Source organism: Candidatus Angelobacter sp., from assembly GCA_035607015.1.
Lineage (GTDB): Bacteria > Verrucomicrobiota > Verrucomicrobiia > Limisphaerales > AV2 > AV2.
In genome coordinates this window covers 1-21,909 of sequence record DATNDF010000066.1, presented here as the reverse complement: position 1 = coordinate 21,909, position 21,909 = coordinate 1, and the positions used below count along the sequence as shown (strand labels likewise).

17 protein-coding genes are annotated in these 21,909 nt (G+C 60.4%); 11 read left to right on the top strand and 6 right to left on the bottom strand.

What is annotated here, in order from left to right:
• From VN887_02715 to VN887_02695, 5 genes are all read left to right on the top strand, one after another.
• The coding region (locus VN887_02715) for a lamin tail domain-containing protein (protein HXT38913.1) at positions 1-3,785 on the top strand (3,785 nt) is incomplete at its 5' end.
• A gap of 221 nt (positions 3,786-4,006) precedes the next feature.
• Positions 4,007-4,567, top strand: coding sequence for an NAD(P)H-dependent oxidoreductase (locus tag VN887_02710; GenBank protein HXT38912.1), 561 nt, complete (start codon positions 4,007-4,009; stop codon positions 4,565-4,567).
• On the top strand, positions 4,564-5,661 hold the full coding sequence (locus VN887_02705) for a Gfo/Idh/MocA family oxidoreductase (GenBank protein HXT38911.1): 1,098 nt from the start codon (positions 4,564-4,566) through the stop codon (positions 5,659-5,661). The genes VN887_02710 and VN887_02705 overlap by 4 nt, the downstream gene beginning before the upstream one ends.
• Before the next feature lie 94 nt (positions 5,662-5,755).
• Positions 5,756-7,969: a hypothetical protein gene (locus tag VN887_02700; GenBank protein ID HXT38910.1), complete on the top strand. Its 2,214-nt coding sequence runs from the start codon at positions 5,756-5,758 to the stop codon at positions 7,967-7,969.
• 135 nt (positions 7,970-8,104) lie between these two features.
• Positions 8,105-8,629: a peroxiredoxin gene (locus VN887_02695; protein ID HXT38909.1), complete on the top strand. Its 525-nt coding sequence runs from the start codon at positions 8,105-8,107 to the stop codon at positions 8,627-8,629.
• A 227-nt stretch (positions 8,630-8,856) separates the two neighbouring features.
• Here VN887_02695 and VN887_02690 read toward each other — a convergent pair whose 3' ends face one another.
• The 3 genes from VN887_02690 to VN887_02680 form a co-directional block, all read right to left on the bottom strand.
• Positions 8,857-9,675, bottom strand: coding sequence for a DUF2071 domain-containing protein (locus VN887_02690; GenBank protein ID HXT38908.1), 819 nt, complete (start codon positions 9,673-9,675; stop codon positions 8,857-8,859).
• On the bottom strand, positions 9,657-10,625 hold the full coding sequence (locus VN887_02685; GenBank protein ID HXT38907.1) for a TIGR01777 family oxidoreductase: 969 nt from the start codon (positions 10,623-10,625) through the stop codon (positions 9,657-9,659). The genes VN887_02690 and VN887_02685 overlap by 19 nt, the downstream gene beginning before the upstream one ends.
• A gap of 246 nt (positions 10,626-10,871) precedes the next feature.
• Positions 10,872-11,408, bottom strand: a complete 537-nt coding sequence (locus VN887_02680) for a MarR family transcriptional regulator (protein ID HXT38906.1) — start codon at positions 11,406-11,408, stop codon at positions 10,872-10,874.
• A gap of 181 nt (positions 11,409-11,589) precedes the next feature.
• Here VN887_02680 and VN887_02675 point away from each other — a divergent pair, with 181 nt between their 5' ends.
• Positions 11,590-11,973 (top strand): RNA-binding S4 domain-containing protein, encoded by a 384-nt coding sequence (locus tag VN887_02675; protein ID HXT38905.1) that lies wholly within the window; start codon positions 11,590-11,592, stop codon positions 11,971-11,973.
• A gap of 114 nt (positions 11,974-12,087) precedes the next feature.
• Entirely contained in the window at positions 12,088-13,632 is a 1,545-nt protein-coding gene (locus VN887_02670) for a PQQ-binding-like beta-propeller repeat protein (protein ID HXT38904.1), read from the top strand.
• A 12-nt stretch (positions 13,633-13,644) separates the two neighbouring features.
• On the opposite strand, the gene VN887_02665 is transcribed toward VN887_02670, so the two are convergent.
• Complete coding sequence (locus VN887_02665; GenBank protein HXT38903.1) at positions 13,645-16,242, bottom strand: alkaline phosphatase family protein; 2,598 nt, start codon at positions 16,240-16,242, stop codon at positions 13,645-13,647.
• Between the two features lie 170 nt (positions 16,243-16,412).
• Between VN887_02665 and VN887_02660 the strand changes: the two genes are divergently transcribed.
• Genes VN887_02660 through queD form a run of 3 tightly spaced genes read left to right on the top strand, consistent with a single transcriptional unit; the run spans position 16,413 to position 19,243 of the window.
• Positions 16,413-17,510: a long-chain fatty acid--CoA ligase gene (locus VN887_02660; GenBank protein HXT38902.1), complete on the top strand. Its 1,098-nt coding sequence runs from the start codon at positions 16,413-16,415 to the stop codon at positions 17,508-17,510.
• A gap of 3 nt (positions 17,511-17,513) precedes the next feature.
• A complete protein-coding gene (locus tag VN887_02655) occupies positions 17,514-18,884 on the top strand; it encodes an acyl-CoA reductase (protein ID HXT38901.1) in 1,371 nt (456 codons plus the stop codon).
• On the top strand, positions 18,881-19,243 hold the full coding sequence (gene queD / locus VN887_02650; GenBank protein ID HXT38900.1) for a 6-carboxytetrahydropterin synthase QueD: 363 nt from the start codon (positions 18,881-18,883) through the stop codon (positions 19,241-19,243). Before VN887_02655 ends, queD begins: the two co-directional genes overlap by 4 nt.
• Before the next feature lie 9 nt (positions 19,244-19,252).
• On the opposite strand, the gene VN887_02645 is transcribed toward queD, so the two are convergent.
• Positions 19,253-20,020, bottom strand: coding sequence for a prepilin-type N-terminal cleavage/methylation domain-containing protein (locus VN887_02645; GenBank protein ID HXT38899.1), 768 nt, complete (start codon positions 20,018-20,020; stop codon positions 19,253-19,255).
• A 129-nt stretch (positions 20,021-20,149) separates the two neighbouring features.
• Here VN887_02645 and VN887_02640 point away from each other — a divergent pair, with 129 nt between their 5' ends.
• A complete protein-coding gene (locus tag VN887_02640; GenBank protein HXT38898.1) occupies positions 20,150-20,773 on the top strand; it encodes a DedA family protein in 624 nt (207 codons plus the stop codon).
• Here the strand turns inward: VN887_02640 and VN887_02635 are convergent.
• On the bottom strand, positions 20,764-21,810 hold the full coding sequence (locus VN887_02635) for a zinc-binding dehydrogenase (GenBank protein ID HXT38897.1): 1,047 nt from the start codon (positions 21,808-21,810) through the stop codon (positions 20,764-20,766). The genes VN887_02640 and VN887_02635 overlap by 10 nt on opposite strands.
• Positions 21,811-21,909: the final 99 nt, after the last annotated feature.

Genomic DNA, 21,909 nt, shown 5'->3' with positions numbered 1-21,909 from the left:
AAGCGGGAGGCCGGATGGAGGTTCCGTCAAATCTCGGAACTCCCGGCGCTCCCAACTCTCGCGCCGTCAGCAATGCCGGTCCCGCGATTTATCAGGTTGTTCACAATCCAATCGTCCCGGCGCCAAACCAACCCGTTGTCGTCACCGCGCGCGTCCACGATCCGGACGGTGTTTCCTCCTTGAATTTGAACTACCGCCTCGACCCGGCGACGGCCTACACGACGGTGACCATGGTGGACGACGGCACCGGCGGTGATGCCGTCGCGGGCGACGGCCTTTACAGCGCCACCATTCCGGGGCAGGCCGCCGCGACAATGGTCGCGTTCTATGTGCAAGCCGCTGACGGTCTCGGGGCCGCGACTGCTTTTCCCAATGACGCGCCGGTTCGCGAGTGTCTTGTCCGTTTCGGAGATCCAACGCCGACAAGCAGCTTCGGCATTTATCGGCAGTGGTTCACTCAAGGTGCCGTCAGCACGTGGGTCAACCGCCCCGTGCTCAGCAACGAGGACGTGGACGGCACGTTCGTTTATGGCAATTTCCGGGTCATTTACAACTTCGGATCGCACTTTGCCGGCAGCCCGTATCACCAGGGCTTCGGTTCGCCGGTGAGCGACGGCCACTACTCAATCCAGTTTCCGCTCGACGACCTGCTGCTGGGTACGGAGAACTTCAACAAGGTCCACGCGCCCGGCAACGGGCCGTTCGACGATAACACCATCCAGCGCGAGCAAACCAGTTTCTGGCTCGTGCGCAAACTCGGCCTGCCCTACAACTACCGCCGCTACGTCGCCGTGTATTTCAACGGCACCCGGCGCGGCACACTGATGGAGGACACCCAGACCCCCGGCTCGGACATGGTCAATGAATACTTTCCGAACGACGCCGACGGCTTTCTGTACAAACTTCAACCGTGGTTCGAGTTTGCCAATTCCAACGCCCGCTCGATGCCGTTCAGCAACAACTCCTGGTGCACCCTGAACAATTACCTCGATGTCACCGGCAACAAGAAGCTCGCCCGCTATCGCTGGAACTATCTCGTCCGCGCGGTGAAGGAGTCGGCGAATAATTACACCAATGTCTTCGACCTCGTCGACGCTGCCAACAGCCCGAGTTCCCCCGCTTACGTGCCCACCCTGGAGTCGCAGGCGGACATGGAGGAATGGATGCGCATCTTCGCCGTCGAGCACGCGGTCGGCAACTGGGACAGTTTCGGCGCCCAGAATTCGCAAAACATGTATGGTTACAAACCGCTCAACGGCAGGTGGACGCTGTTCATCTGGGACTACAACATCGTGCTCGGGAACAGCGGCTCGTGGAGCCCCGGTCAAAATCTGTTTACTGTCAGCGGGTCAGGCGCCCCGATGACAAAGATCTTCAACACGCCCGCGTTCCGGCGGGCTTATTGGCGTGCGCTCAAGGAGCTGTGCAATGGGCCGATGCTCGCCAACAACGTGAACGCGATCATGGACGCCAAATTTGCCGCGTTCCAGGCCAATGGCATCAATGTCACGTCGCCCTCGACTGCGGTGAAAGCCTGGATCGCCAGTGCCCGCACGAGCATCCTTTCCCAGCTGGCGGCCGTTGACGCTTCGGGTTTCACCGCAGCCGGCCCCGGCACGACCGCGAATAATCTGGTCACCCTCACGGGCGTCGCGCCGGTGGAAGTCAAAACCATCCGCGTGAATGGTGTGGCCTACGCGACCACCTGGAACACCGTCACCAATTGGACCATGAACGTCCCGGTCAACTCCGGCGCCAACTCGCTCGTCGTTTCCGTCTACGACATTTATGGCCGGCTGCTCTCCAACTATTCCGCCACCGTTTCGGTCACCTACACGGGCGCGCCGGAGTTGCCGCAGGATCACCTTGTCATCAACGAAATCATGTACGCACCCGCCATCCCCGGCGCCGGGTTCGTCGAGCTTTACAACAACTCGCAGGACTTTACGTTCGATCTCTCGAATTATCGTTTCAACGGACTCGATTATACGTTTCCGGAAGGATCGGCAATCACGCCGAACGGCTATCTCGTTGTCGCCGGGGACGCGGCCGCCTTCGACGCGGTGTACGGGCCCGGCGTCCCGGTGTTTGGCGTGTTCAACGGCAGGCTCGATCTCAACGGCGAAACGCTGACCCTCATCAAACCTGGCGCGACGCCGTCTCAGGACCTCGCCGTCAGCAAGGTGCGTTACGAAAACCAGCCGCCCTGGCCGGCGCTGGGAACCAACAGCGGCGTGTCGCTTCAGTTGATCGACCCGGCGCAGGACACCCGTCGCGCCGCGAACTGGGCCGCCAGTTCTTCCGCCCCGCTCGCCACGCCTGGCGCCGCCAACTCCGTGCAGGGAGTTTTACCCGCGTTCCCGACGCTGTGGATCAACGAAGTCGAGCCGGAAAACGTGAACGGCATTCGCGACAGCGCGAATGAAGCCGATCCGTGGATCGAGATTTACAACCCCGGCACGAACCCGGTCTCACTCGATGGCCTTTATCTGGCGGACAATTACACGAACCTCACGCAGTGGGCCTTCCCGACTGGCGCAACCATCAATCCTGGCGGGTTCAAGGTCATCTTCGCCGACGGCCAGCCGGCTCAATCCACCGCAACGGAATTTCACACGAACTTCCGCCTGAGTCCCGGCGCCGGTTCGGTTGCGCTCACCTTTCTCGACCTGAACAGCCAGCCTCAGGTGCTCGATTATCTCAACTATGCCAACATCCATCCGGATCGATCGTTCGGTTCGGTGCCGGACGGGCAGCCCTTCGATCGCTTCGAGTTTTACTACGTCACGCCGGGCGGCACGAATGACTTCCACTCCGCGCCGCTCAACGTGTTTATCAATGAATGGATGGCCAGCAACTCCGGCTTTCTCCTCGATCCGTCGGATAATCATTTTGACGACTGGTTCGAGCTGTTCAATCCCGGCGCCACCGCCGCCGATCTCACCGGCTATTACCTCACCGACTCTCTGACGAATAAATTCAACTTCCAGATCCCCTCCGGTTACACGATTCCGTCCGCCGGGCATTTGCTCGTCTGGGCCGACAGCGACACCGGCCAGAACAGCACTAACAGCCCCGATCTGCACGTGAGTTTCAAACTCGCCGCAAGTGCCGGGCAGATCGGGTTGTTCGCCGCCGATGGCACCAGCATTGACGCCGTTTCCTACGGCCAGCAGAACAGCGACGTGAGCGAAGGTCGTTACCCCGATGGCGGGCCCAACATTTACGTCATGCCCGCTCCGACGCCGCGCGCGGCCAATCTCGGCCCGCAAACAAACGGCCCGCCTGTCCTCGCGCCGATGGGCAACCGAAGCGTGGTCGGCGGCAGCACACTCAGTTTCGTCGCGACCGCGACGGACACCAATCAACCGCCACAGACGCTCACCTTCTCGCTCGACCCGGGCGCGCCGGCCGGGGCCACGATCAATCCGTCCACCGGTGTGTTCAACTGGACGCCAACGCCGGCACAGATACCCGGCACAAATAGCGTCACCTTGCGCGTCATCGACAACGGCACGCCACCGTTGAGCGACGCCGAGACGTTTACAATCTTCGTCATCGCGCCGCCGCAAATCACCCAAACGACCCTGAGCGGCCAGTCGTTCACCTTTGTCTGGCTCACTACTCCGGGCCATACCTACCGCGTCGAGTTCAAGGATGATTTGAATGCGGCGTCCTGGACACCTTTGACCACCGACATGATCGCAAACAACGGCAGCCTCTCGGCGATTGTTGACGTCACCGGCGCGACACAGCGGTTCTATCGGATTCTCCTGGTGAACTGATTGCCTGACACGAAGCGGACATTCAGCTCGCGTCGTTCAACCGTCCATCAAATGGAGGCAGGGCCGGTTTCATAATTTCTCAAGAACCTCTGTTGATTGATCCGGCCCCCGCCGCATTCCGCACAACCGGACCTCCGTTCAAGCTGCTTTCACGTCGATTCAAAAATCGGAACCGCAACCTTCTGACTTGTTTGGCCGATGCGTCCTGTTAAAACGTCCGCATGATGACTCTGTTGATTGGCACGAACCGTCCCGACAGCAACACTCGCAAGGTCGCGCGGCACGTCGAAGAGGTTTACGCGGGCTTGAAGGTGCCGTTGCGCATCCTCGACCTTGCGCAACTGCCCCAGGAGATTTTTTTGCCGTCGTCCTACGCGGAAAAGCCAAAATCATTTCGGCCGTTCGCCGACGCCATTCTGCAAGCCGACGGCGTGCATGTGATATCGCCGGAATACAACGGAGGCATTCCCGGGGTGCTGAAATACTTCATCGACATGCTGAAGTTTCCGGAGAGTTTCATCGAACGGCCCATCTGTTTCACCGGCCTGGCCGCCGGCATGTGGGGCGGGCTGCGGCCGATCGAACAGTTGCAGGCGATCTTCGGCTACCGGAACGCGTTCATTTATCCACACCGCGTCTTTCTTCCTAACATCGGCGATTTGCTGGATGACAGCGGCTGTTTGACCGACGCGGAGTTGTTGGAACGTCTGCAAACACAGGCGGCCGGCTTCGTCGGCTTCGTGGAAAAATTAAAGGGCGTGAAACTGCGCAGCGCGCGTTGAGATTTCGGGAAGACTGCGCCAGTCACGCCCGATCGACCATCACCTTGGATTCAAAAGTTCAAACTCAAGACCGGGTCGGCGTCGGGGTCGTCGGGCTTGGCTACATGGCTGCCACGCACCTCAAGGCGTATCGTCAGATTGACGGCTGCCGCATCGCCGCCCTTTGCAATCCGAGCGGACGCAACCTCGACGGCGACTTTTCGAAGGTAGGGGGCAACGTCGGTTCCGGCGAACCGTTCAGGCTGGATATGTCGCAAGTGAAAGCCTACCGCACAGTTGACGACCTGTTGGCCGATCCGACGGTCCAGCTTGTGGACATTTGTTCGCCGACGAACACACACCCCGAGCTCGCGGTCGCCGCGCTCAAAGCCGGCAAGCACGTGATCTGCGAAAAACCGCTGGCGCGAAACAGCAAACTCGCCCGCGAGATCGCCGACGCGGCAGCCCGGGCGGAAACATTTCTGATGCCCGCGATGTGTCTGCGCTTCTCGCCGGAATGGGTCTGGGTGAAGAATGCCATCGCGAAACAAACTCATGGCCGCTGCCTCGCGGCGCGTTTTCGCCGGGTGGGACAACCGCCCGCCTGGGGACAAAAGTTCTTCTTTGACGGGAATCTCTCCGGCGGCGCGTTGCTTGATCTCCATATTCACGACACGGACTTCGTGCAGTTTTGCTTTGGCCGGCCAAAGGCCGTTTACTCCACCGGCTTCTCCAAAGTCAGCGGCTCGATTGACCATGTCGTCACACAATATCAGATGGCCTCCGGCGTGTCGGTCAGCGCGGAAGGAAGCTGGGCGATGACTGAAGGGTTCGGTTTTAACATGGGTTACCGGGCTGTTTTCGAAAATGCGACGGTGGACTATGACATTGCCCGCGGCGGCGACGCGCTCAAGCTGTTCGAGACAGGAAAAGAGCCGCGCGTGTTGCAGCTCGAGGGCAAGGACGGGTACGTTGGCGAATTGCAGCATATCCTGGAAGCGGTTCGTTCCGGGAAGCCACCGACAGTCGTGACTGCGCAAGACGGTGTCAGCGCCGTCGAGATTTGCGAAGCCGAAGAACGCTCGGTGAAAACCGGGAAGCTCGTATCGCTGTAGAGCGGCTGCGTCAGCCGCCTTTCCGGCGGCACACAACAACCCCGCTTGCGCCGCGCGGCGATTTCTGCTTCAATTCGAAACGTTCCCAAAGAAAATGGGTGAGATCCAAAATCCAAAACTGCGCTATGCACTCGCCGCGCTTCTTGGCGTGCTGCTTTTCCTGCCGGAGATTGAGATGCGCGCACAGAGCCACCCTACGTTCAGTGATGCCAACTGGAGCACCATGAACCCCAGCATACCAGGTGCGAATGGCCCGGTTGAGGCGGCAGTGGTAGATGGTTCAGCTAATCTCTACATCGGCGGCAACTTCACCGCCGTCGGAAATTTGATTGCCGGCCGAATTGCGAAATGGAACGGGAACAGTTGGACAGCACTGCAGTCGGGGTTGAACAGCAATGTGTTGGCGCTGGCAGTGTCGGGAAACGACGTCTATGCGGGAGGCGATTTCACGACGGCGGGTGACAATGCGGCCAACCACATCGCCAAATGGAATGGAACCAGTTGGACAGCGCTGGAGTCGGGGATGAACGACAGGGTGTTGGCGCTTGCGGCATCTGGCAGCGACTTGTATGCGGCCGGCGAATTCTCGATGGCGGGTGGCAGTGCGGCCAACTGCATCGCCAAATGGAATGGGAGTAGTTGGGCGCCTCTCGGTTCGGGGATGAACGGCATTGTGTATGCGGTGGCAGTGTCGGGAAACGACGTCTATGCGGGAGGCGATTTCACGATGGCGGATGGCAGTGCGGCCAACCACATCGCCAAATGGGACGGGACCAGTTGGTCACCTCTACGTTGGGGGATCAGTGTTCGCGACCCTCTCGGCCGAGCATTTGTGTATGCACTGGCCGTGTCGGGAAATGATCTATACGCTGGGGGGTCTTTCACAAGTTCGGACACCAACGCGGCTAACTCCATCGCTAAATGGAACGGGAACAGTTGGACACCGCTTGGCTCAGGAATGAACAACAGCGTTTATGCGCTGGCGGTGTCGGGCAACGACTTGTTTGCGGGAGGATTGTTCACGGCAGCAGGAGGCAGTGTGGCCAGTCACATCGCCAAATGGAATGGGAGCAAGTGGTCGGCGATGGCTGCCTCAGGAATAAGTGGTGGTAATCCTCCTTACGTTTACGCGCTGGCGGTGGCTGGCAACGACTTGTATGTGGGTGGCCAGTTCGTGACGACAGGCGCGAACAAAGCCACGAACATCGCAAAATGGAATGGGAGTTGGACATCCTTGGGTCCGGGAGTGGGTGGGAACAATGCTCCCTATGTGTATGCACTCGCAGTGTCGGGCAGCAACGTGTACGCAGGGGGCGATTTTCCAACGGCAGGCGGCGTCCCAGTCAATTACATCGCCAAATGGGATGGGAGCAGTTGGTCGTCATTAGGTTCGGGGATGAACGGTCGCGTGTTCGTGCTGGTAGTGTCCGGCGATGACGTGTATGCGGGAGGCGATTTCACGACAGCGGGCGGCAGCCCGGTTAATTATATCGCCAAATGGAACGGAAGCAGTTGGTCGTCGCTGGGTTCAGGGATGGGCCAACAGGTATTGGCCCTGGCCGTGTCGGGCAGCAACGTGTATGCGGGTGGCTATTTCAAGACGGCAGGCGGCAGTGCAGCCAACTACATCGCCAAATGGGACGGGAGCAATTGGACGGCGCTAGGTTCGGGGATAAACCCGAACAGCTACGTGAAAGCGCTGGCCGTTTCAGGTAATGACGTGTATGCGGGAGGCTATTTCACAATTCCGGACGGGAGCACCTCCGCCGATTTCATCTACAAATGGGATGGGAGTAGTTGGTCCGCGCTGGGTTCGGGAATGAACGGCGACGTGGATACTCTGACGGTGTCGGGCAGCGACCTCTACGTAGGGGGCGAGTTTACGACGGCGGGAGGCATTGTGGCCAATCACATTGCCAAATGGAATGGGAGCAGTTGGTCGGCGTTGGGTTCGGGGATGGTTGGCACTTACGGCTTTACCACGTTTGTGTCTTCGCTGGCGATTTCGGGCAGCGACTTGTATGCGGGGGGCCAATTCGCGATAGCAGGCAATAAGGTGTCCGCCAACGTTGCCCGTGCCTACCTGCTGACTCTGCCTGCGCTTTCGGTGCTTCGCTCCGACACGCAGGTAACGGTTTCGTGGGCATCTGCAGACACGACGGGTTTCGGGTTGGAACAGGCCGGCGCGCTGGCCGCTCCGGCAAGCTGGGTCACCAATTCCGCTATCATCACTGAAGACGGCACGAACAAATCCGTGACCATTCCGGCCACCAACGGTCCTCAGTTCTTCCGCCTCCGCCGACCGTGACGTATTCGAGTCAGCAGTTTAATCGGGCAGTAATGCCTAGCGGCGACATCCTCCGGTTCCCGGTTTGACAAGTCGCGTGCTCGCGTTAACCTTTTCACGGATTCACACACAGAAACCTACAAACTGAAATCGACTATGAAAAAAACTTCAGCTTGGATCACAGCGTTGTCTCTTCTGTTGATTGCCGCAGCAGTTCGCGCGGACACCCCCAAAGCCGGTGATAAGGCGCCGAATGTGGAGGCCAAAGACCAGAACGGCAAGACATGGAAATTGTCCAACCTCGAAGGCAAGCAGGTCGTGCTGCTTTATTTTTATCCCAAAGACGACACGCCGGGTTGCACCAAAGAGGCGTGCGGGTTACGCGACCGCATGACCGATTTGAAGAAAGACAAAGTGCAGGTGCTCGGCGTGAGTTTCGATGATGGTGAAAGCCATAAGAAATTTATCGCCAAACACAATCTGAACTTCCCGTTGCTCATTGATACGGATGGGAAGATCGCCGACGCGTATGGCGCGCGCATGACCGGCAGAAACATGGCGAGGCGGGTCAGTTTTCTGATCGGCAAAGACGGCAAGATCGCGCACGTCACGGACAATCCATCGGCGGACGTCCATCTGAACGAGATGAAGGACGCCGTGGCCGGACTGGCGAAGAAATAGACCGTGCTTACCCTCGATGGCCGGCGCCAACGCCGGCCTTTTTCATTATGCGCATGGCCCGGCGTGCAGTCCTTTGGCGGTCGGAAAGGCTCCGGCTCCAGCGCCAAAAATGCGCTCGATCCCTACTACGTCCAGCAATTCATGCGCGAGCAAAGCCAGACGGTGATCAAGTGATGATTTATTGACTGGGGTAACTCAACGCTTTGCTTCTGGATCGAATATCTCCTTCATACATCGAAGAAAACCCGTACACGATGCTTGCGTTCGCAAGCCGTGAGGCGGTGAGGCCGCCCCATCCGGACATCGTGAACGCCGGGTGAAAAGTTTGCGCCAATCAACTGCGCCCCATCCACCCAATTGCCGGTAAGGGTCAGCAACTCATCTTCTCGCACCGAAACGTCGATCGCCTGTTGTGGCCAGGGCACGTGCCGGATGCGAAACGAACGTCGCTTTCTTCCGCACTGCGTGAAAGCCTGGTAGCGTTCCAACAAAAAGGCATCGAGTGTCCCTGGCTCACACGCGTGAAATCCTGCCTTTGCAGACAGCGAAGCCTTGTAGGTCAAACGGTTTTGACCAAACGCCGACGCGACATCCCCTTCGACGGTTCCTTCTTCATAGTTATGCCGGTAAGACGGACGCCCAAGACGGTAGGGCAATCCGAATGTCGGCGGTCCCAATGGCACACAAAGCGGATTGGAAAGAAACTCTGTGATGAAATAGATGCCGGTTTCGCGCTGGTGCCGAACATAAGTCCGCACGTTCAGGAACCTGTGATTCGAGATAGGGCGAAAGAGCAGCTCAGTCAGCCGCCCACCGAAGTTCGGTCGCAGTCGCTCCATGCTGAATGCGACGAGACTCACAAAAGCCCGGCCCGCAAATAAATCGAGCTCGAACGGGACTTCGTTTTGCAGAATTTCCGGGTCCACCTCGTAATGAATGAAGGCCGCACGCATCCAGTCGCCGAGGAACAACGGCGTAAACGCAGGCGCGCGCCTCGTTTCATTCCGCTCCGTGGCCGGGCGGCTGATTATTTCAGCGGTGTCCATTGCTCCCGGGTATTCTGGCTCTCGAGGGCGATCAGGGCGTCTTTGAGTCGCGGGAATCGAAACTCAAAACCCGCCGCAATCAGCCTGCCGGAAATGAGGCGCCGGCTCTTGATGATCAATTCCGGCTCCGTTCGCAGGAAAAACGCGCCCACTTCCAGCATCCAGCGGCTGGCCGGCAAACCGATCGATATTCCACACACGTCGCGGAACGCGCGCATCATTTCGGCATTGGTGACCGGATTGGGCGCCGCCAGATTCACGACGCCGCTCACGTCCCCGTGTTCCAGCAGCCAGTCAATCGCCCGGCAGAAATCTCCCTCATGGATCCAGGAGACGAATTGTCTGCCGTTCCCCATCTTGCCGCCGAGACCGACCCGCGCGAGACGGCGCAGCATGGGAAACACGCTGTTCTTGCCGTGGCCCAGAACCATCGCCGTGCGCAAAGCCACTTTGCGTGTAGCCGGCGTCTTGGCACTGTTGAAAGTTTTCTCCCAGGCGCACGCCACTTCTACAGAGAATTCATCTTTCGATTCGGGCGTGCCGCCGATCTCCCCGGTCTCATCCCACGCTGGACCGAACGTATGCCTGTAAATCGTGGCCGTGCTGGAATTGAGCCACACGCGGGGCGGTTTTGCGGCGCGGGCAATGGCTTCCCCAACCACTCGCGTCGAATTCACACGCGAGTCCAGAATCAGCCGGCGATTGCGCGCGTGATAGCGGCAGTTGACGGTGCGGCCCGCGAGATTGATGACCGAGTCCGAGCCGTCCAGGAACCGGGCCCATTCACCCACCGTCTCGCCGTCCCAATTGACCTCACGAACGCCATCGCCGCGTGCTTTCGGCGCGCGCGACAGGACCACGACTTCGCGGCCCCGCGCCAGGAAATGCGCCGACAATATCTGCCCGAGAAAACCGCCGCCGCCTGCGAGAATGACGCGCGCAGTGTTCATGTCATCTGAAAGAGTGCGGCTGAGCCGCCGTGGTTTCGGGTTGGGAAACAGGGTGCTTCTCCGAACCTCCCTGATGCACGCGACTCGCATCCGAACCCGCGGGATTGGAACAGACGTTTGGGCGCTGCGGTCCGCACACACCACGCGCGCAAGCGGCGTCATCATGGATCCAAGCCCGAACCGCCGATTCATCGGTCCATTTTGTAATTTCAGTATTCACAGAACCACGCACTCAAAAAATTGGGATCAGTCACCGCCGATCCCCAACAGCTTTCGAATTTTGTCGCCCATCTTGACGAAGCGCGTCAGCGCGCCGGTTGGCCACTGGCGGATCTGGGCGTACCATGCGCTCGTCGTCTCGAAAAACTCCGCCAGCTCGCCCAGCTTTTGCTCGGTGTATTCATCCGTCTCCCTGTCCTTTTCCGCCCCGGCCACGCATTCGCGGAGCATCAGGATGGTGGGATCAATCTCGCGTTTCTTCCGTTCATCAAGCACGACGCGGAACATTTCCCACACGTGTTTCATGGACTCGAAATGGTCCCGCTTGTCGCCAAGGACGTGAACGAGTTTCACAATCCCCCACCCTTGCAGTTCCCTCAGGCTCGTGCTGACGTTGGAACGCGCCACACCCAGCGAGGTTGAGATTTCCTCCGCGTTGAGCGGTTTCGGCGAGATGAACAGCAGTGCGTGAATCTGGGCAACCGTTCGATTGATGCCCCAGCGCGTGCCCATCTCGCCCCAGTGAAGCACAAATTTCTGCTGAATGGGCGAGAGTGATTTCATTGATTTCTGTCCGTTCCGAAATTACGACATCATGCGGATTCGTCAAGGGTCGTTTTCTCCTATCCCACCTTGCCGTCCGCCGACCCGGGTTGAAAACGACCGGCCGAAAGCGTTCAAACGATGACGCCTGTTTTAACCTGCGGACAGTTGCATCCGTTTACCGGCTCTTTAATCTTCCGGCATGCTAACTCAGGCAGCTGTCCGTGTGGACAAGTGGCTTTGGGCGGTGCGGCTTTACAAGAGTCGTTCGCTGGCCTCCGAAGCCTGCAATGCCGGACATGTGAAGATCGGCGGGAACCGTGTGAAACCCTCGCGTGACGTTCGCGCGGGCGAGGTCATCACTGCGCTGACGGGTCGCGTTCAACGGACCGTGAGAGTGATCGGCACCCTTGATCAGCGCGTGGGCGCAAAATATGTAAGCCGGTTCCTTGAAGACCTCACCCCGCCTGAAGCATACGCGGCGGCGCGTAATGAAGCGCGTGAGGCGTTTATACATTTTCCCCGAGGATTCGGCCGCCCAACCAGGAAACAGCGGAACCAGTTGGCGCGTTTATTTGACGGTTGAAATGTAGTCGCGCCAAAGACGCGCTGGAACCGGCTGCGTCATTCGGACATCATTCAGTAATCCATGCCGGAACCGGTCCATCAGAAATCGACGTCACCAGACCGCGGACCGCGGGTGCGTTGGTGGCCGGCGTTCCTGGTCCTTGCATCGGCCGGTCTGGCGATCTTCTACTTTCTCGTCATTCGCGAAGATTCGCGGCAGTGGCGCAATCTCGACGCGATGGTGACGTGCATCGCCGCCGTTCTGTTGTTGCTGCTGTGGATGTTGTTTCTGTCGCGATTGCGCTGGAAAGTGCGCTTGCTCCTGTCCGGCAGTGTGGCGGGGTTGATTGGGCTGGCGGTGGCAATGTTCAGAATTCATGGCGTTACCGGCGACCTGCTTCCGATCTTCCGTTTCCGATGGTCGCGCCCCCCTTCATCCACTTTGTTGTCACCCGGCGGCAAAATCGCGTCCGTACGACGGCCGGCCGCTCCCGACGCGTCTATCTCTTCCGGCAACGAATTCTCACAGTTCCTCGGCCCGCATCGCAACGCGGTGCTGCCGGACGGACCGGCCCTCGCGCGCGACTGGAAGGCGCAACCGCCGGTGAAACTCTGGCGCCAGCCAATCGGAGCCGGCTGGTCCGGTTTCGCGATTGCCGGAGATCGCGCCGTGACCCAGGAACAGCGCGGTGAGGAAGAACTGGTTGTTTGCTACGAACTTCTGACCGGCAGGCCGCTCTGGTCGCACGCCGACAAGGCGCGCTACTTCACGACCTTGGCCGGCGAAGGACCCCGCGCCACGCCCGCCATCAAGGGCGACAAAGTTGTGACGCTCGGGAGCACCGGCATTCTGAACTGTCTCGACCTCGCCTCTGGCCGTGGGATTTGGAGCAGGAACATCGTCGCCGATAATTCCAGCCGCGCGCCCGAATGGGGTGTGGCAGGGTCGCCGTTGGTGTTGGACGACCTCGTGATTGTGAATCCCGGAGGCAAAGACGGGCGGTCGCTGGTTGCGTATCGTTTGAGCGATGGCGCGTTCGCCTGGGGCGGCGGCGATGACAACGCGAGTTACAGTTCGCCCTGCGTCGCGACCATCAGTGACGTCCGTCAAATTCTGATCTTCAACCAGCATGCGATTTTCGGTCATGCCGCAGTGGACGGCAAAGTCCTGTGGCGGCATCCCTGGGACTCCCACCAGCCACACGTCGCGCTGCCAGTCGTTCTCGACGGCAACCGCGTGTTCGTGAGCAGCGGTTATGGAGTCGGGAGCGAGCTTCTGGTAATCACCCGGGACAGCTCCGGCATTTTTTCCGCCGCGCGCCTTTGGAAAACGAACCGGCTCAAGTCGAAGTTCAACAACGTGGTCACCCGCAACGGTTATGTTTACGGCCTCGATGACGGCATTCTTTGCTGTCTCGACCTCTCAACGGGCGAGCTGAAGTGGAAGGACGGCCGCTACGGTCACGGTCAGTTTCTTCTTGTTCGAGACGCCCTGCTCATCACCGCCGAGAACGGAGACATTGTACTGGTGGATCCGGTGCCAACGGAACGGCGCGAGTTGACAAAATTCCGGGCGCTGGACGGCAAAACATGGAACCCGCCGGCGTTGGTCGGCGACCTTCTCCTCGTGCGCAATGATCAGGAGGCAGCGTGTTACCGGCTTCCTTTGGTCCGGTGACCGAATAAGGAGTCAGTCGTCATCATCGCCATCCTTCTCGTGCGCGAACACAAACGCCGCGCGCACGGGCGCGGGCATGGGATTATGCGCGCCGCGCACAGAACGCCAGATGACTTCGTTCAGCAGCAGATCATCCGCGGCGTCTTCTTTCGCAAAGTTCATCTTTTTAGAGAGGCCGCTTCCCCACGCCAGCTTCGTGTTCCGCTCATTCAAGTCCACGTTCGCCGCCAGCGTTTTGTAGGGCCGCAAATCCGGTTTCGCATGGAACGAATTAAACATCGGCATCGCGGCCGCGTCGTATTGCGACATCGGCCGCAAACCCAGGATGAGTTCCATCGTTCGCAACATGCTGCTCGTCGAATACATCGTGGAATCCGCCGCGCCGCGCCGCGTGTAAGGACTGATGACGAACGCAATCGTGCGATGCGCGTCCACGTGGTCCGGGCCGTTCTGCGCGTCGTCCTCAACCACAAAGATGGCGGTCTGCGGCCAGAACTTCGAACGACTGACGGCCTCAACGAAACGCCCGAGCGCGAGATCGTTGTCCGCCACAAGCGCGAACGGCGTGTGCTTGCCAATCGTGGTTCCGTGAGTGTGGTCGTTGGGCAGGCGGACGATTTGCAGGCGCGGCATCTCCCCTTCCTTCTCGAACCGTTTCAGTTCTGCGATGAAGCGGTCAGCGCGCTTCTGGTCGGAATAGTCGAGGTCGAAGCCGCGATATGATTCGTCGAAGTGGTCCTGAAGCGTCGCCACACGCGATTTGCCCGGATCATTCGAGGTCTTGCCGTTGTTGATAAACTCGCCGTAGCTGCGGTAGCTGACGCCGGCTTCGCGCGCCCGGTCCCACAAATAACCCCCGGCTGGACGCGCCACCGAAAAATTGCCTTCCGCCGGATAGGGATACTTGCCGTGTTTGTTGTGCCCGTAGCTGAGCGGCCAGAATTTTTCCACGAAATCGGTCGCGTACGCGCCCATGGTCCACTCGTGGCCGTCGGCGCTGACCTCGCTCTCCACGTAAAAGTTGTCCAGCAAGACGAAATCGCGGGCCAGTTGATGGTGGTTGGGCGTGATGCGCTCCCCAAACAGACAAAGGGCGGGATCGCCGTTGCCTTCCGGCATGTCGCCGAGCACCTGGTCATACGTGCGGTTTTCCTTGATGACATAAATGCAGTACTTGATCGGGCTTGGGTCGCCGACCTTCGCCGGGACGGGATTGCCCGACGCGGGACTTCCGCCCGCGCGCAGGTCCGCCTTGATTGGGCTGCACCGGTAGGCCTGCGCGGTCCACGACGCCAGTTGCTCCTCCAGTTTCTCGCGCGGTTGGAGATCAATCACGCTCAACGTGCCGCGGAACAGTCCGCCGATGTATTCGCGGACACTGGCGGGCGGTTCGTTCATCGGTTGCGGGCCGTGCGGGTTGGCTTTCGGAATTATCCCCTTGCCGTTCGCAACCAGCAGCCGTTTGCCGTCAGGTGTCACGCGAACGGAAGTCGGATACCAACCCGCGGGAATAAAACCCAGCGAGCGGCTTTTGCCCGGTGTGGTGACGTCGAACACCGCGATGTTGTTGTTATCGGCGTTGGCAACAAACAAGGTCTTTTCGTCGGGCGAAAGCGCAAGACTGTTCGGTGTCGAACCGGGCGGCAACCCGGGATACAGCGAGGCCGTGAGCGTTTCGAGCGCCTTTCCGCTTCCGGTGTCGAGGACCGTCACGCTGTTGCGGGCCGCGTTGGCCACAAACAGGACTTTTCCGGAACTGGTGAGGACCATTTCACAGGGATGTTCCTGGGCCGGCCAGCGATCAATGACCTGGCTGGTCTTCAGATCAATGACAGCCACGGCTGCCTTCGCCCAGAGGCTGACATAGAGGCGTTGCCGCTTTTCATCCAGCCGGCAGGCGTAGGGGAATGGCGAATCGTCGGAAATCTTTTCCTGCGCCGCCTGCGCCCGTTTCGTTGCCGCAGCGGTATCCTCATCAGCAGGGGTCGCTGTGGCGGGGGCGGCTGGCGACACGCCCGCGGAACCCAATGTGATGTCGGTCACCTTCGCCGCGCCGTCGAGGTCCACCTGCGAAATCCGCTGCCCCCAGACGTTCGCAACAAACAACTTTCTGGCGTCGGCGCTCAGCGCCAGTCCCGCTGGAATTCCGCGTTCCGTCGCGTCGCGCACTTTGAACGCCTTCGGCTCCGCCAGGTAACCGTCCTGGAAGGCAAAACGATGGATGACTTCGTCCCCGGCGCCGCTGCAAAACAACTCTCTCCCATCGCGCGAAAATTCAATTCCGTAAAACGATTCATCCACGGCGAATTCGCCGATCACCTTGCCGGCCGTAATGTCAACGACCGCGATCTCATGCCGACCGTGGCCACTGTGCAACACCGCGATGAAGCGGTTCCCCGGATGCACGGCGATGTTCACCGGAAAATCCCCCAACACAATCTGTCGTCCCACCGGCCGCAACGACCACTGATTCGGCAGCAGCACCGAACCGTCCGGACGCTGGCCGGGGAGGTCGGCGGGCGGATGACGGACAACCGTCGGCGACCGTGAGACGCACGCTGAGAGCAAAAGCAAGCCGACGGCCGGTGATAATTTCAACAACGCATTCATAAGCGGGTGCGGAAGTTATGCCAGCCGCGCGGCGGCGCGTAAAGACGCTTCGACGCCCATTGCCGCAACGCGCGGAACTTTGCGCTCGACACTCAACGTCTGCCATCGGACATTTCCGGCGGCTGTGGCGGAGAACCAGCCATCGCGTCCGGCGCGAAAGAGAAAACCGCATGAAACCCGTCGATCGCTTTATCGAATTCAATTCGCGCCTTCAGGAATTCATCGCCCGTCGCCGCGCGGACGATGCGCTGTTCAACCAACTCGCCCTCGGGCTGTTTGCCCTGCAATTCGAACACGTCGCGCCGTACCGCCAATTGTGCCTTGCCCGCCGTGTAGCGCCTGGCGGCGTCGCTCATTGGGGCGCGATTCCCGCCGTCCCGGCCGCCGCGTTCAAGGATTTTGAAATGACCAGTCTGCCGGTTGAGGACCGGCCGGTTGTTTTCCACTCGAGTGGCACGACGGAACAGCGGCCCGGCCGGCACTTCCACAACATCCACTCGCTGGCGGTTTATGAGTCCTCCCTTCTGCCGTGGTTCAAATCTCATGTGCTGCCGGACGCGAAGCGGATTGGCTTCATCCTCCTGACCCCCCCGCCCGTCCTTGCGCCTCGCTCATCGCTCGTGCGCATGTTTGAATGCGTGCGCCGCGAGTTCGGTTCTCCCGATTCTGTGTTTGTCGGAGAGACGGGAACCGGCGGAGCTTGGGAGTTGAATCATGAATTGGTGGTGGCCGCGCTGCGCCAGGCAACCGGAACGCGGCGTCCGGTTGCGCTGCTCGGCGCCGCCTTTTCATTCGTGCATCTGCTCGATCATTTGTCTGAACACGCGCTTCGTTTTGATCTGCCACCAGGCTCGCGCGTGATGGAGACCGGCGGTTACAAGGGCCGCTCGCGGACCCTGCCCAAAGCCGAACTGCACGCGCGCATCACAGACCTGCTCGGCGTTCCCGATTCGCAAATCATCTGCGAATACGGAATGAGCGAGCTTGGCTCTCAGGCCTACGACGGTGCCGCCGGCATTCCTGGTCCGTCTTCGCCACGCATCTTTCGTTTTCCGCCCTGGGCACGCGCGCGAATCGTCTCTCCGGAAACCGGCCGGGAAGTTGGCGACAACGAAACGGGTTTGATCCAGGTTTTCGACCTCGCAAATCTTCGATCCGTCATGGCGATACAGACCGAGGATCTAGGGACCCGCCGCGATGACGGGTTTGAGCTGGCGGGCCGCGCCGCGCGCGCCGAACCGCGCGGCTGCTCGCTTATGATGTCCTGAACCATGAACGGCGCGAATCCACCGGGCTACTTTCTGGCCGATCTGCCTTCGGAAGCCGCCTTGAATGCGACGACCATCTCCGAGGCATGCGCCGCGCTGAAACGAAACCGCGACCGGTATCTGGCGGGCCGCCCGACCGATGGACTCATCGCCGTGCTCGCCGGTCTGGCAGAAAGCTGGCTCGATGCGGAAAACCCGTTCCGCCGCCGCGCCCTCGAGTCCGGCACGAACGCCACCGGATTTTCCGCCGCCACGCTGGCGTCGGGACTGGACGCACTTTTCAGGCAGTTGACCGCTGACAATCTGAGCGCCCTGTTGCAACAGGAACTCGGCCATGTTCATCGGCTGGACCGATTCGTCGCGACCGCCGGCGAGCACAAGACCCAGCGCACCGCGCTCGCGACCGGGCCGCGGCTGCTGGTCCATGTCACCAGCGGCAATTTGCCGGCTCCCGCGCTGATGAGCATCGTGTCGGGTCTCCTCGTTCGCTCCGCGCAATTCGTAAAGTGCGCGTCCGGCGCGGCGCTGCTGCCGCGCCTGTTCGCTCATTCGCTCTACGAAACCGAGCCCAAGCTCGGCGCGTGCATCGAGATCGCGGAATGGAAGGGCGGACGGCTCGATTTGGAAACGGCGTTGCTGGCGGAAGCGGACTGCGTCACCGCCACCGGCAGCGACGAAACGCTGGCTGAGATTCGCCGGCAGGTACCCCCGCATGTTCGATTCCTCGGCTACGGCCATCGGGTCAGCTTTGGATTCGTGGCGCAGGAAGTCCTGACCGGCCGCGGCGCGAAAACAATCGCCGCCGCGGCCGCGGCCGACGTCGCGGCCTGGGACCAGCTCGGCTGCCTGTCGCCCCACTTGTTTTATATCGAGCCCGGCGGGGCGGTTTCGCCCGAACTGTTTGCCGAAATGCTGGCGGTGGAACTGGCGAAGCGCGAAACCAACCAGCCGCGAGGCGAAATCACGCCCGTGGAGTCCGCCGCCATCGCCGCGCGCCGCGCGCTGTATGAAGTGCGCGCCGCGGCATCGGAGGACACGCGTCAGTGGCAGAGCCAGGAGTCCACCGCGTGGACCGTCATCCACGAAGCGGACCCGCGCTTCCAGATGTCCTGCCTGAACCGGTTCGTTTACATCAAACCCGCGGCCAACCTGAGCGAGGCGTTGCGCGCCGCCGAACTCGTGCGCGGAAAGGTTTCAACGGTGGGACTGGCCGCGACGGAACCAAAGGCCGGGCAACTGGCAACCGAACTGGCCCGCTGGGGGGTGACGCGCATCTGTCCCGTCGGCCAGATGCAAAACCCGCCCCTTACCTGGCGGCACGACGGCCGGCCGGGCCTGGGCGACCTCGTGACCTGGACGGATTGGGAACAATGAAAATCGAACTGCGAAAGACCTTTCAATTTGAAGCGGCCCACCTGCTGCCACATCTGCCGGAAACTCACAAATGCCGCCGGTTGCATGGCCACAGTTTCAAGGTGGAAATCGTCACGGCAGGCGAATGTGACCCGCGACTCGGCTGGCTGATGGATTACGCGGACATCTCGGAAGCGTTCAAACCGCTCATGGAGCGGCTCGATCATCGTTATCTCAACGAAATTCCAGGTTTGGAAAATCCGACCAGCGAGAACATCGCTGTTTGGATCTGGGAACGGTTGAAGCCGGGACTCCCGCTGCTGACTGAAATAGTCGTCGCCGAAACGTGCGTGTCGCGGTGTGTCTATCGAGGTGAATGAACGCGGGCCTTACCACTGCCCCAGGCAGCCGTCCGTGCCCCACAAATGCGACCCTTGATACTGCTTCATCTGTGCGATGGGCTTCCAGTTCACCGAGCCGTCCAGCAGGCCGACGTTGCCTCCGACCGCGCCGATGTCCCGTGGTGACGCGCCGTTCGCACCGGAGTTGGAAAAGTCCCCCTCGCGCAAAATCGGACCGCGCGCGCCGTGGGGCGCGAAGCTCTTCTTGTAGCCGGGCGACCAGTCGTTCATGTCGGTCACCAACGGAAGAGAGCTGTCTTCGATAAGCTTCTGCGGTGAAATCCAGGCGAGGAAACCCGGCGCCAACTGTGGCCAGGGCGTGTTCGTGTGACCGCCAAGATAATTGTAGCCGATCACAAAGCCGTAACCGGACTCAAACCAGCCCTCGATCGGTTTGAACGGTTTGCCCAGGTTCGGGCAATGGAGGATTTTCATCGTGCTTGAATATCGGACGATCGAATTGCGCGTGGCCGTCGAGATGATGGGAATGTGCTCGTCCGTGCCGTTGCCCAACTCGGACAACCCGCTTGGCAGCTTGTCGGTGTAATCACCCCCGTACAAATGGGCCGCGACAATGAACTGTCGGATGTTGTTTTTGCAGGCCGCGCGCCGGGCACGTTCCTTTGCGCTGGCGAGCGCCGGCAACAGCAGCGCCGCGAGGATGGCGATGATCGCGATGACCACCAGAAGTTCGATGAGCGTGAAGGCTGTTCGTCGGGGCGGTCTCAACCGGAAGCCAGTTGCGGGCGGATTCATCCGTTTAGTATGATTGTTCTGAAGCCGGATTGTTCCGCAGCCTGCCACGCCGCTCGCCGGACGTGAAGCGCGCATTTGCCAGGACACCGGGCTTGCACTGCCCATACTTTCCGTATAAGCACGCCGCTCATGCTCCAGAAACTGATCCAGTGGTACATGGGCTCACTCGATGCGGGCGGTTATCCTCTCATCGCGCTGCTGATGGCCGTCGAAAGCTCGGTCGTTCCGCTGCCGAGCGAACTGGTGATCCCGCCCGCAGCCCACCTCGCCTACACAAAAGGCAATTTGAGCATCATGGGCATCATCGTTGCCGGCACCATCGGCTCGTGGCTCGGCGCGACCGCCATGTATTGGGCCGCCCGCGTCGCGGGCCGGCCGCTGGTTTTGCGTTACGGGAAACTCCTCCTCATCACACCCCAAAAAGTGGAAGGGGCGGAGCGATGGGCGGCCCGGTTTGGTTCGATGGGCATCTTCATCTCCCGGCTGCTGCCCGTCGTTCGACATCTCATTGGCATTCCCGCCGGCATTGTGCGCATGGATTACAGACTTTTTTCGCTCTTTACGCTGCTTGGTTCCGCCCTGTGGTGCGCGGTGCTTTGCTGGGTCGGCGTGAAAGCCGGACAGGATGAAGCGCTGATGAAAGGAGAACTACACCGCGTCTCGTTGTGGATCGGCGGCGCGTTGCTCGTCCTCGGAGGCATCTATTACTTTTTCGTGCACCGTCACATGAAAAAACGCCGCGGTCATTCGTGAACGCGGACCATCGTTTTCACGGCGCGATTGCCGGCGGCCATGGACTGAAACAACTCTGGAAGTTTGCTCAACGAACATTCGCCGTCCACAAAATCGTCTGCTTTGATCACCCCCGCTTCAATCAGCTCCAGCGCCCGGCGAATCGCGCGCGGCGTGTGATGGAAACTCGCCAGCAGCGTCAGCGCGGCGTAGTGAACACGGCCCGTGTCGAGGTTGATGGTGGCGCCGGAAGGACAACCGCCGAAGAAATTCACCCTGCCGCCTTTGCGCACCAGTTGCGCGGCCGCCTCCCACGTTTCCGGTCTGCCAACCGCTTCAATCACCACGTCATGCGCGCCGGTTGTTCCGGATTCAATTTCTTTGACCAGTTCCCGCCCGCCGGCGACATCCACAACCTGGTCCGCTCCCAGCCGTCGCGCCGCCTTCAGCCGGTTTTCCCCGCGTCCGGCCAGAGCGACCGCGCAGCCCAGATGCTTTGCCACCGCGACAAACATCAATCCAATCGGCCCCGAACCGATGATCAGCACGCGCTCGCCGGCGCGCAGCTCCAAATCCTCGACGCCCTGCACGACGCACGCGAGCGGTTCAGTCAAGGCGGCGTCGCGAAAGCCTGTTTCCGGTTGGAGCGGGAGCAGATTCTTTTCCACCAAGCGCGCGGGCACGACGATGGATTCGGCATAGGCCCCGTTCAAAAAAAGCAAATCGTCGCAGAGATTTTCCTGCCCTTGCCGGCAGAAGAAGCACTCGCCGCAGGGCGCCGAGTTGGCGGCCACGACGCGATCTCCGATGCGCCAATTCAGGCCCGGCGCTTCGGGCTCCGGGCGTCCGACTTCGCTGATGACCCCGGCAAGTTCGTGGCCAAACACGGCTGGCGGCACAATCATCTTTGCGTGATAGCCGCGTTTGAAAACCTTCAGGTCGGTGCCGCACGTCAACGCCGCTTCAATCCGCACGCGCACTTCGCCGGGATGAAGCGGGCGTGGCGCGACCTCTTCGATGCGGATCTGTTCCTGCCCGTGTAAAATCGCCGCTTTCACCGCGGGAGGTTAGCGGATATGCGATGGAGCGTTCAATGGCGATTCCAACGGCCTGAAAGTTGTCCGTTCTTACTCAGGCCTGAACTGCCTTCGGAGGAA

Bases quoted from the DNA above. Each gene is read 5' to 3' on its own strand.
- VN887_02710 (HXT38912.1), top strand. From the start codon at position 4,007: ATGATGACTCTGTTGATTGGCACGAACCGTCCCGACAGCAACACTCGC.
- VN887_02700 (HXT38910.1), top strand. From the start codon at position 5,756: ATGGGTGAGATCCAAAATCCAAAACTGCGCTATGCACTCGCCGCGCTT.
- VN887_02695 (HXT38909.1), top strand. From the start codon at position 8,105: ATGAAAAAAACTTCAGCTTGGATCACAGCGTTGTCTCTTCTGTTGATT.
- VN887_02690 (HXT38908.1), bottom strand. From the start codon at position 9,675: ATGGACACCGCTGAAATAATCAGCCGCCCGGCCACGGAGCGGAATGAA.
- VN887_02685 (HXT38907.1), bottom strand. From the start codon at position 10,625: ATGAACACTGCGCGCGTCATTCTCGCAGGCGGCGGCGGTTTTCTCGGG.
- VN887_02680 (HXT38906.1), bottom strand. From the start codon at position 11,408: ATGAAATCACTCTCGCCCATTCAGCAGAAATTTGTGCTTCACTGGGGC.
- VN887_02675 (HXT38905.1), top strand. From the start codon at position 11,590: ATGCTAACTCAGGCAGCTGTCCGTGTGGACAAGTGGCTTTGGGCGGTG.
- VN887_02665 (HXT38903.1), bottom strand. From the start codon at position 16,242: ATGAATGCGTTGTTGAAATTATCACCGGCCGTCGGCTTGCTTTTGCTC.
- VN887_02660 (HXT38902.1), top strand. From the start codon at position 16,413: ATGAAACCCGTCGATCGCTTTATCGAATTCAATTCGCGCCTTCAGGAA.
- VN887_02655 (HXT38901.1), top strand. From the start codon at position 17,514: ATGAACGGCGCGAATCCACCGGGCTACTTTCTGGCCGATCTGCCTTCG.
- queD (HXT38900.1), top strand. From the start codon at position 18,881: ATGAAAATCGAACTGCGAAAGACCTTTCAATTTGAAGCGGCCCACCTG.
- VN887_02645 (HXT38899.1), bottom strand. From the start codon at position 20,020: ATGAATCCGCCCGCAACTGGCTTCCGGTTGAGACCGCCCCGACGAACA.
- VN887_02640 (HXT38898.1), top strand. From the start codon at position 20,150: ATGCTCCAGAAACTGATCCAGTGGTACATGGGCTCACTCGATGCGGGC.